The following is a 16,134-nucleotide window of genomic DNA, read 5'->3' on the forward strand; positions in this document are numbered from 1 at the left end:
TAGGGGGCAGCCAGAGTTAAAAGTGTGGTTGCCAGACTATTCAATGCCCCCTTTAGGGGGCTACCACAAGAGATAGACCCTTATAGGGTCTGATCAAACCACCCGTTCAACGGGTGGTTTTGATTTGATTTCATGAATGACTCGATGGAGTTCTCCAAAAGAAGCCGGAACAGCACCTAATTTTCGCAGGGAAGAAAGGGTAATGTGTTTTTGTGTACCCACTTTTTCATTCAGTATTTTGGTGGGAAGCACATAAAAAGTCCATTGACTGGTATCCAGCGGATTGGCAGTTTCCTGTTCCTGATGATGATGGACACAGAATACATAAACTTGTGTCTGCCGTTTCGATTCCGTTTCGTAGGTATTGGTTTTATCGTCCCAGCCCAATGTGGGAGCAATTCCGAAAGAAATGGTTGAGAGGTGTTCCTGTCCCCATGATTGCAGATAACCGGAGGATTTAACTTCAATGGTGATGCCTTCCGGTGTGATCAAGTCATAACGATCCCAAAGACCACGAACATTTCTGGGAATATCTAAGGCGCAAGCCACCAGATATTCTGCCAAAATGCCCCGTTCTGCATTTCCCATGAGGTCAGAGTGTGCCCAACGCCAAAAATCCAGCAGAGAAGAAACGGGATTTCCCTTTTCGTCTGTAATATGCTCTTTGCCTGTATGGGGAACAGGTACAATGGCAGGGTATTTCATGACAGTTACCTCTTTTTTAGAACTGATTTGTCACCTGGAAAATATAGAACTTCAGATAATAAGACTCATCCGCCGCCCACAAAATAGGGTGGTCAGGGGACTGAGTACGGTATTCCACCTGACGCAGGCGCTTATGGACATTCTTTGCCGCCTGCCCAATAGTCTGGGTGAACAGCTCGTATGTCATGAAGTGAGAGCAGGAGCATGTTGCCAGAAAACCGCCGTCTTTCAGCAGTTTCATGGCACGCAGGTTGATTTCCCGATAGCCTTTGGTGGCGTTTTTCACGGAGCTTCTGGACTTGGTGAAAGCGGGAGGGTCCAGGATGATGACGTCGAATTTCTCGCCTTTTTCTTCCAGTTCCGGCAGGAGAGAGAATACGTCACAGCACTGGAAACGTACGGTGTTTTCCAGTCCGTTCAGTTTGGCGTTTTCCGTTGCCTGATCCACTGCCAGCTGGGAAGCGTCTACACCCAGTACGCTTTCGGCACCGGCAATACCAGCGTTCAACGCAAAAGAGCCTGTGTGGGTGAAGCAGTCCAGCACCTTTGCGCCTTTACACAGTTTCTGGATGGCAAGGCGGTTGTATTTCTGGTCTAAGAAGAAGCCTGTTTTCTGACCGTCTTCCACGTCTACCATATAATGCACGCCGTTTTCCACGATTTCCACTTTGGTGTCAAAAGGTGCGGAAAGGAACCCTTTTTCCCGTTCCATGCCTTCCTGCAAACGCACTTTCGCGTCACTGCGTTCGTAGACGCCGCGGATGTGAATGCCGTCTTTTGCCAGTGTTTCCAGCAGCAGGCGGATGATGGTTTCTTTCAGACGGTCGATGCCCAGTGCCAAAGACTGTACCACCAGTACGTCAGAGAATTTATCTACCACCAGACCGGGCAGGTAGTCCGCTTCCCCGAAGATGACACGGCAGGAAGAAGTGTCAACGGTTTTTTTGCGGTAATACCATGCGTCCTCTACCCGACGGCGGAGGAAAGCCTCGTCAATGACAGTATCAGCGTGGCGGCTCATCATGCGGACGGTGATTTTGGAATGATGGTTGTAAAAACCAACGCCCATGGGGTAGCCGTCGAAGTCCAGCACGGAAACCATTTCCCCGTTGACAACGTCAGGAGAAACAGCGGCGATTTCGTTGTCGAACACCCACAGTCCGCCGGACTTGAGGGTACGGCCTTCGCCTTTTTTCAGTGTAATGGAAGGATAAGACATGGAAAAACTCCTTTCTTGTATGCCTGCAAAAAAAGCCTGATTTTTCGCAAAATCAGGCTTTTTGTATGTGCGCAGTTGATTAGTTTGCGTAGTTGTTGAAGTAGTTCTGAACCAGAACGATAGGTGTACCTTTGTCACCGCTGCCGCTGGTCAGGTCGCACAGGGAACCGATCAGGTCTGTCAGACGACGAGGTGTGGTACCTTCGGAAACCATGTTGCCTTTCAGGTCGGCGTCTTTTTCTTTGATGCGCTGACGGATCGCGTCTGCCAGAGCTTCGCCGGACAGATCAGCAAAGTCATTGTCTGCCAGATATTTCAGTTTTACTTCGTTGGGCAGACCGTTCAGACCTTCTGTGAAGCCAGCGCCAACAACGGGGTCAGCCAGTTCCCAGATTTTGCCAACGGGATCTTTGAATGCGCCGTCGCCGTAGATCATAGCTTCTACTTTTACGCCAGTACGAGCGATGATTTCTTTCTGGATGTTTTCCGCAACTTCCTGTGCGTTTTTAGGGAACAGTTTTACTGTATCTTCTGTAGCTTTGTTGGAGCCCAGCAGACCATACTGAGGGTTGAAGCCGCTGCCGTTTACGGGAGCGTTCAGGATTTCGTCCAGTGTCAGGACTTTTTCGCCGCCTGCTGCCAGGATACGACGTTTGGAACGTGCTCTTGTGTGGATATCGCAGCACAGTACGTTCTTTGTGAATTTCACGATTGCTTCGGGATGGTTTGCGAATACGATTTCAGCTTCTGCGCCTTCTTCTTTGATCAGGTCAGCATAGTATTCAACGTAGTCCACGCCTGTGAAGGGGTGTTTGATATAACCGAAAATACGGCGGTAGTCTTCCAGTGTCAGCACGTCTGTGTAAGGATTTACGCCGCTGTCATCCAGCAGATCCATGTCGAACAGGTGGTTGCCAACTTCGTCGGAAGGATAGCTCAGCATCAGAACAACTTTTTTCGCGCCTTTTGCGATACCGCGCAGGCAGATTGCGAAACGGTTTCTGCTCAGGATGGGGAATACCACACCGATGGTTTCGCCGCCCAGTTTTGCTTTTACGTCTTCCGCGATGTCTGTTGTGGAAGCGTAGTTGCCGTCAGCTCTTGCAACAACTGCTTCTGTAACACAGATAACGTCTTTTTCATGCAGCTGGAAGCCGTCTTCCTGTGCAGCTGTCAGAACGGAATCTGCAACGATTTTTACGATATCATCGCCCTGTCTGATGATAGGGGCTTTAATACCTCTGGAAATAGTACCTGCCATAATGAAATACCTCCTACTTACTTTCAATTAATTTAAAATGATTTGCAATCAAAAACAGGTGAACCTGTAATTTGGCAATAAAAAAACATCAAATTTTGCTTACAGCAATCCCTTTGACGGGATTGAATGGCAAATTTGATGCATAAAGTGGGTGAATCTTGATTTTTTCAATCACCGACAAGTTATTTTACCAAGAAGAATGAACGTTTGTCAATACAGCAATGGCGGAAAAATGGGAGAAACAAAGGAATTTGTATAGGATTTAAGATGTTTTTATACGTTTTGTTAGGAATTTGGAAGGTTTTCTACAAAAAAACTTAATATTTATGGTGTATCCTAGATGCAGATTGAAAAAATAGAAAGGGGGAGTACCCGTGGTCAGTTGGATGTATCGTATGGTTTGGGAAAGTATCTGGATTTTTTCGTTTATGGTACCGGTGCTGTGGATGTGGCAGACGGTATTCGCGGGAAAATATACTCCCAAAACCCATCGGATTGGTTTATGGCTCTTTGCCTTTTATGTGGCAGGGCTTGTGGCAGTGACAGGCGTGTTCCAGCTGCTGTTTATGAAACCGGTGTTTGCGCCGTACTTCAATTTTGAATTGTTTATTGATATTTTCGCATGCCCCATGCAGTATTTGCTGAACTTTTTCCTGTTTGTGCCCATGGGCTTTCTGGTGCCGCTGCTGTGGAAGCAGTACCGCACAGAAAATCATGTGCTGCTCTTTGGGTTCGGCACATCTTTTGCCATTGAGGTATTGCAGATGTTCTGCGGCAGAACCACAGACGTGGACGACCTGCTCATGAACACATTGGGCGCCCTGATCGGTTACTGGATGTTCCTGGCAGCGGAACGGCAGACTTCCTTCTGCCTGCTGCGTCGGAACAAAACAGCGGAAGCAGGGGTAGCAGTATCCCGCGCCTTCCAGACACTGGCTTATGAGAATTGATTTGAAAACTGATTATGATTCCTAAAAAAAGAAAGAACCTGTGTTCATTTGCATACAGGTTCTTTCTTTATATTTAGTCCAGCATCCATATGTCTTCGTCGGGCGTGGTCATGAGGATACCGGGAAGGCGCTTCAGGACATTGCCTGTGTGAAAATCCCGAATGACGATTTCGTCCCGGTAATCCGGGTCTTCATACCATGTTTCGAAATACAGCTCGTCTCCGTGGCGGCACCGGAAGGATTCCCGCAAGTCCATGGCATATGTTTTCTGCATGGGGAAAAGGATTTCCAATGTGTTATCCTGTCCCTGACGTACCAGCATCAAAGGGGAAAGCTTTAATTGTAAATTGTAGCAATCCTTTGTGATGGAGCGAGGCAGTGTGGCAAGGGTGGATATAGCTTCTGTTTCCGGGTCATAGGCAAGGATGCGAAGCTGTTTTTCTGGAAAATCTGCCACAAGGAGGATGATTTTGTTTTCATAGAATAAAGGACGACCGAAATACTGTCCTTTTTTGGAAGGGATCGGTTCCACAACCTTCCCGTCAGGCTGATGGATAAAGATCAGCTGCGTCCGGTCGACTTGGTGCCCATCCGTAAACAGTTCCTCTCCTTCGTAAAGGTCGCCGCCGGTGCAGTCCATGCCCCAATACCACTGACTGCTGCCCTCCAGCGGATAAAGGTTATAAATGCCGCCGGTGTGAATCTGTCTGAGCATACAAAAAGCCCCTTTCTTTCTGCTGCCTGTCCCCGAAAAAGGCATTGATTTAAAAAATCCTGTACGCTTTTTCGCGTACAGGATTTTGTGTTGTCAAATAACTGTGGGGTGGAATTACAGTTTGTCCATGCGGATTGCTGTTTCCAGCGCAATTTCCATCATCTGTGTGAATGTGTTCTGGCGTTCTTCCGGTGTGGTTGCTTCGCCGGTGAAAGGCATGTCGGAAATGGTTACCATTGCCAGTGCGCGTTTGCCCAGACGAGCCGCATTCATATACAGACCTGCGGATTCCATTTCTACTGCCAGAGCGCCCATTTTTGCCCATTTGTGCAGTGCTTCTTCGTCATCATCATAGAATGTGTCGGAAGAAAGCAGAGGACCTACTTTCAGATCCAGACCCAGATCCTTTGCGGATTCTACTGCTGTGGAAAGCAGTGTGTAGTCTGCGGTAGGTGCGTATGTGCCGGGCAGGTTATACTGTGCTGCAAAGTTGGAGTTGGTGTGGGAGGACATGCCTGCCACGATGTCACGCAGCTGCAGTTTGTCGCTGATGGCACCGGCAGAGCCGATGCGGATGATATTTTCCACGCCAAAGAAGCTGTAAAGTTCATAGCTGTAAATGCCAATGGAGGGAATGCCCATGCCGCTTGCCATGACGGATACAGGTACGCCTTTGTATGTGCCAGTATAGCCCTGAACACCACGTACATTGTTCACCAGTACAGGGTTTTCCAGGAATGTTTCCGCAATGAATTTAGAGCGCAGGGGATCGCCGGGCATCAGCACGGTTTTTGCGAATGCGCCTTTTTCGGCTGCAATATGAGCAGTTGCCATAGGTATCGCCGTCCTTTCTTTTTCTAATAAAATGTTTTGGTTTCTGCTTATTTATCATAACAGTTTTTGGCAAAAATGAAAAGCAAAATGGTAGGAAAAAAACATGTCCACCCCAAAAAGTACAGAAAATTTGGAAAAAACAGGAGAAAACGTCCTTTTTTAGGAGAAAGGCTTGACTTTGTATGTGGGATATGGTATGAATGATGTAGATGATGTCTGCTAAGCTGGCGGACAGAAAATAAAACAGATAGAGGTGCGGAAACCATCAGTAACCCTTTGGAAGAAATGCGGGACGGCAAAAAGGGATGAAAGGGGAATCCGCCGAAGTTCGGGAGCAGGTCCGATGGCTCCGGGGCTGGGACGCAGCAGAATATGCGGCGGACTGTCACTTTTGTGGAGCGCTATCAAAAAAAGCAAGCCCCTTCCTGGGGTGTGCTGTTCCTGCGAAAAAAAGCGGAGCCTGTGCGCGCGTGCCACGGGCTTTTTTTATTGCCTCCGCAAGCTGTTTTTGCCTTTGTGGGTGACACAAGGGGCGCAATCATAAATGATGTAATGTTTTTGAGAGGAGTAAAAGGGGTATGTTTCAAAGAAAATCCAATTGGCTGAGAACCTTCCTGGTTTGCTCAGCTGTTCTGCTGCTCTTTACCGTTACCGCATTCGGTACGGAAGGGGAAACAGCGGAAGTTACAAGCAACATGTACGCAACCTTCTGGTCTCTGGTACCTCCACTGGTTGCAATCATTCTGGCACTGATCACAAAGGAAGTTTTTTCCTCCTTGTTTGTAGGTATCGTGACCGGTGCACTGTTCTACACAAACTTTAATATCAAAGAAGCTTTCATCGTTATGGTCACAAATGAGACCAGCGGCGGTCTGCTTTCCAACATAGCAGACAGCTATAACGGCGGTATCCTGATCTTCCTGGTTGTACTGGGTGTTCTGGTTGCCCTCATGAACAAAGCCGGCGGTTCCGCCGCATACGGCAAATGGGCATCTTCCGTAATCAAAACCAGAAAAGGCGCGCTGCTTTCCACATTCCTGCTGGGCGTTCTGGTATTCGTAGACGACTATTTCAACTGTCTGACCGTCGGCAGCGTTATGCGTCCCGTTACAGACACACATAACGTTTCCCGCGCGAAACTGGCTTACATCATTGATGCGACAGCGGCGCCTGTCTGCATCATCGCTCCCATTTCTTCCTGGGCAGCAGCCGTATCCGGCGTTGTAGAAGGCTACAACGGTCTGGAACTGTTCATCCGTTCCATTCCTTATAACTTCTATGCGCTTTTGACCCTTGTTACCATGATTACACTGACACTGCTGAACTTCGACTTTGGTCCCATGTATCTGCATGAACATAACGCACAGGTGAAAAATGATCTGTTTACCACAGACGCAAGACCTTTTGAAAATGCGGCTGATACACAGGTAACTGGCAAAGGCGGCGTAATCGACCTGGTACTGCCTGTTATCATCCTAATCATCTGCTGTGTCATCGGTATGATTTATACTGGCGGCTTCTTCGATGGCGTACCTTTCGTAGACGCTTTCGCAGGCTGTGACGCTTCCATCGCTCTGGCTCTGGGCTCCATTGCGGCACTGATCCTGACATTCATTATGTACATCCCTCGTCGTGTGCTGAAATTCCACGAATTTATGGAATGTCTGCCCGAAGGTTTCCGTGCAATGGTACCTGCGATCCTGATCCTGACATTCGCTTGGACACTGTCCGGTATCACAGGTCTGCTGGGTGCTGACGTGTTCGTTGCAGGTATCCTGCAGAACAGCACAGGCGTGCTGAACGTGATGCTGCCTGTTATCGTATTCCTGATCGCCGTATTCCTGGCGTTCTCCACAGGTACATCCTGGGGTACATTCGGTATCCTGCTGCCCATCGTTGTTCCTATTCTGGACCCCAGCAGCGAACTGATGGTTATCACTGTAGCGGCTACACTGGCTGGTGCTGTTGCTGGTGACCACTGCTCTCCTATTTCCGATACCACCATCATGGCATCCACAGGTGCGCAGTGTGACCATATCAACCACGTTTCCACACAGCTGCCCTACGCAATCATGGTAGCGGCTGTTTCCGCAGTGAACTATGTGCTGACAGCCATCATCCAGAACTGGATCATCAACCTGCCTATCGCAATCGTATCTATGATTCTGGTAATCTTCATTGCAAGAAAGGTTTACAAACCGAAAGAACTTTAATTTTAGATAGAATGTTTGTCAAAAATCGGCTTTCTGTTTTCAGAAAGCCGGTTTTGTTTTGGGAAAAAATATTGACAAAAACGAATAGGACTTTTATTATGTGTATATACACGAAAAGAGGGAGACCATGAAATATCAGCAGATCAATAAAAGCAAATGTTACTGCATCACATTGTGTCGGGCGGCAAATGCCATCACCGCTTATTATGACGAGGGTTTGCAGCCTACAGGTATGACCACCAAGCAGTTTTCTCTGCTGCTGCATCTGTCCAGACTGGAAGAAGCCAGCACAGGAGAATTGGCAGACTATGTGAATCTGGAGCGAAGCACGGTCACCCGGAATCTGAAAATACTGGTGGAACAGGGCTGGGTCTACGATAAGGCGGAACCGGGCAAGCGCAACCATCGCTATGCTGTGACAGAAGCGGGACAGCAGAAAATAGAAGAAGCCTATGTGATTTGGGAACGATTGCAGGAAAACCTCAATGAGATGTTGGGGGAAGACAACATGCAGGCATTGCGCAGCGCCCTCTACAAGATACAGGAATTGCAGAAGGCGTAATGCCTTTTTGCCAAAAGTGTGTATATACACGAAAAGAGGAAGGAAGAAGAAACATGGAACCATTTACATTTCGCAAAGCAACAGAAAAAGACTTGCAGACAGCCACAGCCCTCATTGAACAGGCGAAAGTATTTCTGCGGGAAAACGGCGTAGACCAGTGGCAGACAGGCTACCCCAATGAAGGAGCCATTGCGGGGGATTTGCAGCGTGGGGAAGGCTATGTCATGGAAGCGGAAGGACAGGTGCGGGGATATGCCTGCATTTGTTTTACAGGAGAGCCTTGTTACAACGATTTGGAAGGAAAGTGGCTCAGCGATTTGCCTTACGGCGTTGTCCACCGCATGGCAATCGACGATGTCTGCAAAGGAAAAGGCGCAGCCCCTGCTTTTTTCCGTTTTGCGGAAGAATTGTGCAGGGAACGGGATATCTCCAGCATCCGGGTGGATACGGACGGAGATAACCGCATGATGCAGCGTGTGCTGGAAAAACAGGGATTTACCTACTGCGGTACCGTTTGCTTTGACAATAGCGAAAAAATCGCATTTGAAAAGTTACTTTAAAAAAGGAGGATGATTATGGAACGATTTGCAAATTGGTCGGAACTGCCGGCAAAAAAACAGGAAGTATTGGAAAGAAAGCTGTTTTATGGAAAAGAAATGATGATGGTGCGCAATGAGGTCAAACCCCATGGCGTGCTGGCACTGCACAGCCATCCCCATGCCCAAATGACCATGGTGCTGGCAGGCGCATGTGACGTGACTATGGAGGGGGAAACGTTTCATCTGACAACAGACGGTGTAGTTTATTTTCCGCCGGATGTTCCTCATAAAGTGGTGAATACAGGAGAAACCACACTGATTTTGCTGGATGTGTTCACACCTATTCGAGAAGATTTTTTGCCATAATAGAAAAAGCCGGAGGATTCCTTTTGAGAATCTTTCGGCTTTTGTGTCATAAGGTTTGGGCAAAGAGGATGTTCATGGCTTTTTCCAGCTGGTCTTGTTGTGCCTGCCAGTAGAAGTGGATATACACCAGACGATTGCCTTTTTGTGCCAGATAATAGGGGCGGGCGCCATCGCCGCCGTGGAACTGCCATGCTCTGTCGGTACCGGAAATGGAAATAGGTTCCCAGCTTTCCGAATCGGCATATTTCGGCAGGAAAGGCTTCTGATAGGAGCGGATGCATGGTTCTATGAGGAAATCATAGGATACTTCCAGTACCTCATAGGAAAGTTCCGGCGCCTCTGGGGAACCACCAGGGGTGGATTGGTCGCAGTCTATCCGTTTTGCCAGAAAAGAGGATTCTTTCTCGCAGGACGTGGAATAGATGGCATCCTCCGGCACTTCTGTCAGGTCTGCCGTGGTGAGAGGCAGTGTGTCCTTTTCCAGAATGGTGGTGTAAGTGGTGCCGTCAGAAAGGGTGGCGGTGTAGGTTTCCTCGCCTTCTGTGGATTCCTTTTCATTCATCAGATATTGGAAAGAAACCGCCGTGGTGATGATAGGCAGGATGCAGGCAAGGGCAATGAGTACGCCTCTATGGACATTTCTGGATGCTTTCTTTTTCCGCATGAGGTAAGACGTCAGCGAAACCAATACCGAAAATACCAGAAACATCAGGAGCACCCACATAAATACTTTGTCGAAGCCCTGTGCGCTCATGCTGAGAAAGACACCCCAAAAAAGGAAGATGACCAGCCAGAAGTAAAGCTTTTTCACGATACGCATTCCTTTTCCCACAGGCAGACAGCATCCGCCGGCTTCCACAGCCGCAAGGGATTTTTTCCGCCACCGCAAGTAAGCCAGACAATCAGCCAATGCATAAACACCAAGGACAAAAAACAGCAGGAGCAAAAACCACTGGGTAAAGTCTGTCAGGTATCGGGGCAAATTTTTTTGCAGGTTAGAAACGCACTGGAAAAGCTGTATCAAAAGGATCACAAAGAGTGCTGCCATCGCCGGCAGATAGTTTTTCCGCATGGCGCGGTGGGTGGTTTCCAGCCGCAGGGTTTCGTCTGTTTCCAGAGGGATGGGATGTTCTTTGGTGGTGTAGAAAATCTGCATCTGCTGCCATTGGGTCACATACTGCCAGCCAGCTTCTTCACAGTAGGCAATGAAGTCCTCCTGTGCCTCAGAAGGCTCTGTGTCAAAGGCGGAAACATCGGGGAAAAAGGTGATGCCGTAAGTGCGTTTTTCCGGCGCAATGGCAGTATATTTCCAGAAATAACGTCCCACAGACGAAAGCGCCCAGCCCTCCTCTGCCATTTGGGACAGGTGGGCAGCAATGCTGTCTGTTTCGTAAAAGGTGAAGCTTTCTAATCGATATATTTGTTTCATAGGAAAGACCTCCTTTTGGGCGGTAGTGTTCAGGCAGATGTGGGCAGCAGGATGGATGCGGCCTGTTCCAGTTCCCTTTGGCTGATGCCCCAGTCAGGACGCAGCACCACAATGCGGTTATCCTTGTAAAAAAGATATTGGGGCAGAGGAACGCCGTCTGTGTATAACTGCCATGCGCCGTCGGTGCCGGACAGAGTCAAAGGTTCGTAAGTCAGGTCGGGGGTGGGACGGGTATCCCGCTCCATATAGGCTTCCAGACAATGAGATGTAAGGGCATCCAGAGAAACATCCATGATTTCATAGGTCATCTGGGGCGCTTGTGGTACGCCGTCAGGGATTTCCTGCAAACATTCCTGTTTTGTTGCTAAGAGAGAGGATTGCTCCTTCCGGGCAGTGGTATAAACAGCGTCTTCCGGTACTTCTGTTAGGTCTGCCGTGGTCAGGGGGATTGCATCCTTTTGCAATAAGATAGTTTCCCGTTCCCCGTTGGGCAGTGTCACCACATAAGGGTCGCCCCATGGGCTGGTGTGATTGGCTTTGGCTTCTTCCGTTTTCAGACTGAGAGAAACCATGGAGTAGAACATGGGCACCATTGCCACCACAAAAAACAGGATGGCGCCACAGGCTTTCGCAGGCAGATGGAGCTTCTGGAACAGGAGCCACAGCAGGAATACAAAGGCAACAAATGCCAGAAAGATTTTTGGTGTCAGCATATCATCGGGCAGGAATCTGTCCAGACAGAACCACAAACCGGCGAATATCTCAAGGGGAAAGAAAATTTTCTGGAAACGCCGCACGTTTTGGCTCACAGGCAGGCAGAAACCGCCGCTTTCTACAGCCGCAAGGGATTTTTTCCGCCATTGCAGATAGGAACCAACTGCTATGCAGGCATAGACCAGCACCACAGCGAAAAGGGCGTTGCGGAATAATGCATTGCCGTCTGCAATGACTGTCAAGGGCTGTTTTACAAGGGCAGAAACATAGAAAATGATATTCAGCAGGAACAGAACACCCAGCACCACATGGACAGACAGCCAAGAGCGTTTCATGGCTTTGTGGGTGGCTTCCAGCCGCAGAGCTTCATCTGTTTCCAAAGGGACGGGGTTTTCTGCGGTGGTGTAGAAAATCAGCATGTTGTCCCAGTTTGTTACATAATGCCAGCTAGCCTGTTCACAGTAAGCGATGTATTCCTCTTGTTTTTCTGGAGCATTGGGAGCGTAGACCTGATTGGCAGGGTAAAAGGCTGTGCGGTAGGTGCGTTTTTCCGGCGGGATTTCCTCGTATGTCCAAAGGGGATTGGTTACATCCGCCAGTGCCCAGCCTTTTTGTGCCATATCTTCTAAATGGGCGGTGACGCTTTCTGTATCATAAAAAACGAAGTTTTCCAATCTTTGTTTGCGTTTCATGTCAAAGCCCTCCTTTATAGCGGTGGTAATCCGCCGTCAGCAGCATCAGACGTTGATATTCCTTTTCCAGCATATCTAATCCCGTTTGGGTGATTTGGTAGCAGCGTTTTCGTCCCTCCACCCGGGTTTCGGCAATGATGCCGGCTTTTTGGAACTGTTCCAGCAAATTGTAAAGGGTGCCGGGACCGATGGTGACGCGTCCCGCTGTCATGGCAGCCACTTTTTCCATGATATCCATGCCGTAACATTCTTCCTGCAAACACAGGAGGATGTAAAACATCTGCTCCGTCAGGGTCTGGAATTTTTCTCTTGCCATGTCCACCACCTCCTATACTCGATTATCGATAATTCTTGATTTGATAGTATCATCGAATATCGATAATGTCAACGGCATTTGATTTTTGTAAGAAAAATGAAAAAAATCCCCTTTTCCGAAGAAAAGGGGAAGTGCTTACAGGAAAAACGCCACCACCAACAGTGGAATGGCAAAAAGGATATTCATAATGGTAAAGTGTTTCAGATACTTGCCTTTGGCTTTTTCGTTTGCCTGCACAAAGAATTTATAGGAAATCAGGCTTGCCATGGAGGCGATGAGGGTACCCAGACCGCCGATGTTGACGCCAAAAAGCAGGTCTTTCCAGTGGTCTGTGAAACCGGAAAGGAGCACCGCCGCAGGCACGTTGCTGATGATCTGGGAGCAAAGGAAGGAAACAATCATTTCTCGTCCTGCCAATATGGAAGCGATGGCGTCCCGCATGGCTGGAATGCGCCCCATGTTTCCAATGAACACGAAAAAGAAGATAAAGGTGATGAGCAGACTGTAGTCCACCTTGCCCAGCACATCCCGTTCAAAAAATACGAACCACACCAAAGAGATGCCCAGCACTGTCCAGTAAGGCATTACATGGAATACGGTCATAAGGCAGGCGGCAAAGAGCATCAGCAGTGCGGAAAGAGTCACTTTTTCCCGCATGGAAAAGGCTTCGCCCTGTATAGGCGGCAGCATCTGACCGGAAAGGGGTACGTCTTTTGTCAGCATGCAGCACAGCACCAACAGGAACAGGGAAAGCAGCGTCAAAGGCAGCATGGTCAGAACGAAATCTGCCGGAGACATGCCGGAAACCGTATATAGATACAGGTTCTGGGGGTTGCCGATGGGTGTCAGCATACTGCCCAGATTGGCGGCAATGGTCTGCAATACCAGTATGGGAATCATTTCCCCTGTCAGGTCTGCCATTTGCAGCAGCAATATGGTAAAAGGAACGAATGTGATGAGGGCAACGTCATTGGTGACCACCATGGCAAAGAAAAAGCACAGCATCACCAGCAGCAGTGTCAGCTGTCTCAGACCGTTTGCCCAGTGAAGGAGGGTGTTGGCAATGGCTTTGAATATGCCCAGCGCCTGCAAGCCCCCCATGACGGACATGAGGCAGAACAGCAGCACCAAGACCTGCCAGTTGATATAGCCCATGTATTCTCCGTCCGGCGGAATCCACGCCATGGAAATGACTGCCAAAAGCCCTGCCACACAGAGAATGGTTTCTTTTTTGAAAAAAGCAATGAGTTTTGCGCCCATAATCGGTTCCTTTCTATCTTCATGATTATTGTTCAACGGTTACACATTATACCCCCAAGAAAGGCCAAAAGCAAGCAAAAACCCTGATTTTTCCGGCGAAAAGCCTTTTTGGGTTGCACGACAAAGGGTTTTTGCGTACAATAAGAACGAAAAAGATTTTGCGGAAAGGAGAAGCGCCATGGAACTGAACGAAATCATCGCGGAAAACCTGAAACGTCTGCGGACGGAACGGGGGCTTTCTTTAGGCAGACTGGCGGAATTGTCCGGTGTCAGCAAGGTGATGCTTTCCCAAGTGGAAAAAGGCGAATCCAGCCCTACCATTAACACCCTGTGGAAGATTGCCACCGGTTTACAGGTGCCCTATACCCAGCTCATCGACATTCAGGCTACCAAGCCTTTTTTTGTGCCAAAAGCTGAGAGCGCATTGGTGGACGACGGCAAGGGCTACCGTGTGTATCATTACAATCGGGCGGAAGGCAGCCGGGATTTTGAGTTTTTCAACAGTGAGCTGGACACAGGTGCTTCTTTTACTTCAGAAGGACACGGCACCCATACCCGGGAATCTTTGCTGGTGACGGCAGGGGAACTGGTGCTGGTTTTGGAGACAGTGGAATATGTCATGGCAGAAGGGGATTTTATACAGTTCGATTCCTCCCGCCCCCATACGTATATCAATCGGGGAGAGGTCATGACCGTATTTACCAATATTGTTTATTACGAAGGATAAGGGAGGACAACTATGTTTTGGGTTGGATGTCATTTATCGGCGTCAAAGGGGTATCTTGCCATGGGCAAAATGGCAGAGAAAATCGGCGCCAATACCTTTCAGTTTTTCACCAGAAACCCCAGAGGGGGCAGCGTGAAAGCATTGGATTTAGAGGATATTGCTGCTTACCGCGCTTTTGCGGCTCAAAAAGGCTTTGGAAAAATTCTGGCACATGCGCCTTACACCATGAACGCCTGTGCCGCTGATGAAGGTCTGCGGGAATTTGCCGCAAACGTCATGGCGGAGGATTTGGACAGATTGTCCCATCTGCCGGAAGCCATGTATAACTTCCACCCCGGCAGCCATGTGAAACAGGGTGCAGATGTGGGCATTGAAAAAATCGCCGACCTGCTGAACCGTGTGCTGAAACCGGAAACAAAGACGGAAGTGCTGCTGGAAACCATGGCAGGCAAAGGCACAGAAGTTGGCAGAAATTTTGAGGAACTCCGCGCCATCATAGATAAAGTAGAATTGGGAGAAAAATTAGGGGTTTGCATGGACACCTGTCATGTTTTCGACGGAGGATATGACATTGTGGAACATCTGGATGATGTGCTGGCGGAGTTTGACCGCATCATCGGGCTGGAACGGCTGAAAGCCATCCACCTCAACGACAGCAAAAACCCCATGGGCAGCCATAAGGACAGACACGCCTGTCTGGATGAAGGGGAAATTGGTATGGCGGCACTGAGCCGTATCATCAACCATCCTAAGCTGAAACATCTGCCCTTTTTGCTGGAAACACCCAATGAATTGGACGGTTATGCCAGAGAAATCGCTTGGCTCAGGGAAGTAAGAGAGGGAGAATAATATGCATATAGAAGAAATGGATATGGAAGTGGAATGGAACGAGGAAATGGAGCGCATCTGGTTTTACCAGACAAAAGTCGGTGAAATCGGCATCGGGGAGAAATTTGGCGCCATCGTTCGGGTCACATTCGGCAGAGACATGGGCGGTCTGCCGGAAGAATTTGACATGACAGAAACCCCTCTGCTGAAACTGGCAGCGGTGGAAATTCAGGAATATCTGGATGGGAAACGGAAAACATTCGATTTGCCTCTGGCACCGGAAGGAACCCCTTTCCAGAAACAGGTATGGCAGGAACTCAGAAAAATCCCTTATGGGCAGACAGCTACCTATGGGGAAATTGCTGCCGCTGTGGGCATCCCCAAAGGGGCAAGAGCCATCGGTCGTGCCAACCATGAAAATCCCATTGCCATCCTCATTCCCTGCCATCGTGTGGTAGGGGCAAACGGTAAGCTCACAGGCTATGCCGCAGGCATTGAAATCAAAAAAGCCCTGCTGACCATTGAGCAGGGAGAACAACTGAAGATTCGGGAATAAACTGTAGCAAAACTAAGGTTTACATTTTTCAAGAACGCGGAAGGGTTTGGGGAACAATGGGTCAACACATTTGCTCCGCAAATGCCAGCCATAAATGGCTGACCGCATGTCTTGCGGTGTGGGGTCAACACATTTGCTCCGCAAATGCCAGCCATAAATGGCTGACCGCATGTCTTGCGGTGTGGGGTCAACACATTTGCTCCGCAAATGCCAGCCATAAATGGCTGACCGCATGTCTTGCGGTGTGG

19 protein-coding genes and 1 riboswitch are annotated in these 16,134 nt (G+C 48.8%); of the genes, 9 read left to right on the forward strand and 10 right to left on the reverse strand.

All coding sequences use genetic code 11. From position 1 onward, the window contains the following. Positions 1-93: 93 nt before the first annotated feature. The 3 genes from INF29_RS11735 to INF29_RS11745 form a co-directional block, all read right to left on the reverse strand. Entirely contained in the window at positions 94-705 is a 612-nt protein-coding gene (locus INF29_RS11735; RefSeq protein ID WP_193486755.1) for a hypothetical protein, read from the reverse strand. A gap of 16 nt (positions 706-721) precedes the next feature. After that, positions 722-1,924, reverse strand: coding sequence for a class I SAM-dependent rRNA methyltransferase (locus INF29_RS11740; protein ID WP_193486758.1), 1,203 nt, complete (start codon positions 1,922-1,924; stop codon positions 722-724). A 79-nt stretch (positions 1,925-2,003) separates the two neighbouring features. Beyond that, positions 2,004-3,185 (reverse strand): coenzyme F420-0:L-glutamate ligase, encoded by a 1,182-nt coding sequence (locus tag INF29_RS11745; RefSeq protein WP_193486760.1) that lies wholly within the window; start codon positions 3,183-3,185, stop codon positions 2,004-2,006. A 374-nt stretch (positions 3,186-3,559) separates the two neighbouring features. On the opposite strand from INF29_RS11745, the gene INF29_RS11750 reads away from it, so the two are divergent. Further along, positions 3,560-4,135 (forward strand): VanZ family protein, encoded by a 576-nt coding sequence (locus INF29_RS11750; RefSeq protein ID WP_072848088.1) that lies wholly within the window; start codon positions 3,560-3,562, stop codon positions 4,133-4,135. Positions 4,136-4,208: 73 nt separating this feature from the next. On the opposite strand, the gene INF29_RS11755 is transcribed toward INF29_RS11750, so the two are convergent. Further along, positions 4,209-4,850 carry a hypothetical protein gene (locus INF29_RS11755; protein ID WP_193486762.1) on the reverse strand — a complete coding sequence of 214 codons (642 nt, stop codon included), beginning with the start codon at positions 4,848-4,850 and terminating at the stop codon, positions 4,209-4,211. A 114-nt stretch (positions 4,851-4,964) separates the two neighbouring features. Continuing rightward, the gene (gene deoD, locus INF29_RS11760; RefSeq protein WP_072853351.1) at positions 4,965-5,684 is read right to left on the reverse strand and encodes a purine-nucleoside phosphorylase; all 720 of its coding nucleotides are present in this window, start codon (positions 5,682-5,684) and stop codon (positions 4,965-4,967) included. Between the two features lie 240 nt (positions 5,685-5,924). Beyond that, positions 5,925-6,096: riboswitch (Lysine riboswitch) on the forward strand. On the opposite strand from deoD, the gene INF29_RS11765 reads away from it, so the two are divergent. From INF29_RS11765 to INF29_RS11785, 5 genes are all read left to right on the forward strand, one after another. Continuing rightward, positions 6,057-6,290: a hypothetical protein gene (locus INF29_RS11765; RefSeq protein ID WP_191344656.1), complete on the forward strand. Its 234-nt coding sequence runs from the start codon at positions 6,057-6,059 to the stop codon at positions 6,288-6,290. (Overlaps the previous riboswitch by 40 nt.) Next, positions 6,263-7,897 carry a Na+/H+ antiporter NhaC family protein gene (locus INF29_RS11770; RefSeq protein WP_087988818.1) on the forward strand — a complete coding sequence of 545 codons (1,635 nt, stop codon included), beginning with the start codon at positions 6,263-6,265 and terminating at the stop codon, positions 7,895-7,897. The genes INF29_RS11765 and INF29_RS11770 overlap by 28 nt, the downstream gene beginning before the upstream one ends. A gap of 127 nt (positions 7,898-8,024) precedes the next feature. Continuing rightward, the gene (locus tag INF29_RS11775; protein ID WP_193486764.1) at positions 8,025-8,459 is read left to right on the forward strand and encodes a MarR family winged helix-turn-helix transcriptional regulator; all 435 of its coding nucleotides are present in this window, start codon (positions 8,025-8,027) and stop codon (positions 8,457-8,459) included. Positions 8,460-8,512: 53 nt separating this feature from the next. Then, a complete protein-coding gene (locus INF29_RS11780) occupies positions 8,513-9,019 on the forward strand; it encodes a GNAT family N-acetyltransferase (protein ID WP_193486766.1) in 507 nt (168 codons plus the stop codon). A gap of 15 nt (positions 9,020-9,034) precedes the next feature. Further along, positions 9,035-9,364: a cupin domain-containing protein gene (locus INF29_RS11785; RefSeq protein ID WP_193486768.1), complete on the forward strand. Its 330-nt coding sequence runs from the start codon at positions 9,035-9,037 to the stop codon at positions 9,362-9,364. Between the two features lie 46 nt (positions 9,365-9,410). Here the strand turns inward: INF29_RS11785 and INF29_RS11790 are convergent, their stop codons facing one another. From INF29_RS11790 to INF29_RS11805, 4 genes are all read right to left on the reverse strand, one after another. Then, a complete protein-coding gene (locus INF29_RS11790) occupies positions 9,411-10,793 on the reverse strand; it encodes a DUF2812 domain-containing protein (protein ID WP_193486770.1) in 1,383 nt (460 codons plus the stop codon). Between the two features lie 29 nt (positions 10,794-10,822). Further along, a complete protein-coding gene (locus INF29_RS11795; RefSeq protein WP_193486772.1) occupies positions 10,823-12,199 on the reverse strand; it encodes a DUF2812 domain-containing protein in 1,377 nt (458 codons plus the stop codon). Between the two features lies 1 nt (position 12,200). Beyond that, the gene (locus tag INF29_RS11800) at positions 12,201-12,515 is read right to left on the reverse strand and encodes a PadR family transcriptional regulator (protein ID WP_072853340.1); all 315 of its coding nucleotides are present in this window, start codon (positions 12,513-12,515) and stop codon (positions 12,201-12,203) included. Between the two features lie 135 nt (positions 12,516-12,650). Further along, positions 12,651-13,775 carry an SLC13 family permease gene (locus tag INF29_RS11805; RefSeq protein WP_193486773.1) on the reverse strand — a complete coding sequence of 375 codons (1,125 nt, stop codon included), beginning with the start codon at positions 13,773-13,775 and terminating at the stop codon, positions 12,651-12,653. 178 nt (positions 13,776-13,953) lie between these two features. Here INF29_RS11805 and INF29_RS11810 point away from each other — a divergent pair, with 178 nt between their 5' ends. Genes INF29_RS11810 through INF29_RS11820 form a run of 3 tightly spaced genes read left to right on the forward strand, consistent with a single transcriptional unit; the run spans position 13,954 to position 15,886 of the window. Then, the gene (locus INF29_RS11810) at positions 13,954-14,502 is read left to right on the forward strand and encodes a helix-turn-helix domain-containing protein (protein ID WP_072853336.1); all 549 of its coding nucleotides are present in this window, start codon (positions 13,954-13,956) and stop codon (positions 14,500-14,502) included. A gap of 12 nt (positions 14,503-14,514) precedes the next feature. Next, positions 14,515-15,351, forward strand: a complete 837-nt coding sequence (locus INF29_RS11815; protein WP_193486775.1) for a deoxyribonuclease IV — start codon at positions 14,515-14,517, stop codon at positions 15,349-15,351. Between the two features lies 1 nt (position 15,352). Then, positions 15,353-15,886, forward strand: coding sequence for a methylated-DNA--[protein]-cysteine S-methyltransferase (locus INF29_RS11820; RefSeq protein ID WP_306530716.1), 534 nt, complete (start codon positions 15,353-15,355; stop codon positions 15,884-15,886). A gap of 12 nt (positions 15,887-15,898) precedes the next feature. On the opposite strand, the gene INF29_RS14545 is transcribed toward INF29_RS11820, so the two are convergent. Then, positions 15,899-16,134 (reverse strand): hypothetical protein (locus INF29_RS14545; protein WP_207728166.1); only part of this gene is annotated, 236 nt, incomplete at its 5' end.

The sequence above is a fragment of the Anaerotignum lactatifermentans genome (assembly GCF_014982935.1).
In the GTDB taxonomy this organism is placed as follows: domain Bacteria; phylum Bacillota; class Clostridia; order Lachnospirales; family Anaerotignaceae; genus Anaerotignum; species Anaerotignum lactatifermentans.

Excerpts from the sequence above, each read along its gene's own strand:
- INF29_RS11735 (WP_193486755.1), bottom strand. The coding sequence starts at position 705 with ATGAAATACCCTGCCATTGTACCTGTTCCCCATACAGGCAAAGAGCAT.
- INF29_RS11740 (WP_193486758.1), bottom strand. The coding sequence starts at position 1,924 with ATGTCTTATCCTTCCATTACACTGAAAAAAGGCGAAGGCCGTACCCTC.
- INF29_RS11745 (WP_193486760.1), bottom strand. The coding sequence starts at position 3,185 with ATGGCAGGTACTATTTCCAGAGGTATTAAAGCCCCTATCATCAGACAG.
- INF29_RS11755 (WP_193486762.1), bottom strand. The coding sequence starts at position 4,850 with ATGCTCAGACAGATTCACACCGGCGGCATTTATAACCTTTATCCGCTG.
- deoD (WP_072853351.1), bottom strand. The coding sequence starts at position 5,684 with ATGGCAACTGCTCATATTGCAGCCGAAAAAGGCGCATTCGCAAAAACC.
- INF29_RS11765 (WP_191344656.1), top strand. The coding sequence starts at position 6,057 with ATGCGGCGGACTGTCACTTTTGTGGAGCGCTATCAAAAAAAGCAAGCC.
- INF29_RS11770 (WP_087988818.1), top strand. The coding sequence starts at position 6,263 with ATGTTTCAAAGAAAATCCAATTGGCTGAGAACCTTCCTGGTTTGCTCA.
- INF29_RS11775 (WP_193486764.1), top strand. The coding sequence starts at position 8,025 with ATGAAATATCAGCAGATCAATAAAAGCAAATGTTACTGCATCACATTG.
- INF29_RS11780 (WP_193486766.1), top strand. The coding sequence starts at position 8,513 with ATGGAACCATTTACATTTCGCAAAGCAACAGAAAAAGACTTGCAGACA.
- INF29_RS11785 (WP_193486768.1), top strand. The coding sequence starts at position 9,035 with ATGGAACGATTTGCAAATTGGTCGGAACTGCCGGCAAAAAAACAGGAA.
- INF29_RS11790 (WP_193486770.1), bottom strand. The coding sequence starts at position 10,793 with ATGAAACAAATATATCGATTAGAAAGCTTCACCTTTTACGAAACAGAC.
- INF29_RS11795 (WP_193486772.1), bottom strand. The coding sequence starts at position 12,199 with ATGAAACGCAAACAAAGATTGGAAAACTTCGTTTTTTATGATACAGAA.
- INF29_RS11800 (WP_072853340.1), bottom strand. The coding sequence starts at position 12,515 with ATGGCAAGAGAAAAATTCCAGACCCTGACGGAGCAGATGTTTTACATC.
- INF29_RS11805 (WP_193486773.1), bottom strand. The coding sequence starts at position 13,775 with ATGGGCGCAAAACTCATTGCTTTTTTCAAAAAAGAAACCATTCTCTGT.
- INF29_RS11810 (WP_072853336.1), top strand. The coding sequence starts at position 13,954 with ATGGAACTGAACGAAATCATCGCGGAAAACCTGAAACGTCTGCGGACG.
- INF29_RS11815 (WP_193486775.1), top strand. The coding sequence starts at position 14,515 with ATGTTTTGGGTTGGATGTCATTTATCGGCGTCAAAGGGGTATCTTGCC.
- INF29_RS11820 (WP_306530716.1), top strand. The coding sequence starts at position 15,353 with ATGCATATAGAAGAAATGGATATGGAAGTGGAATGGAACGAGGAAATG.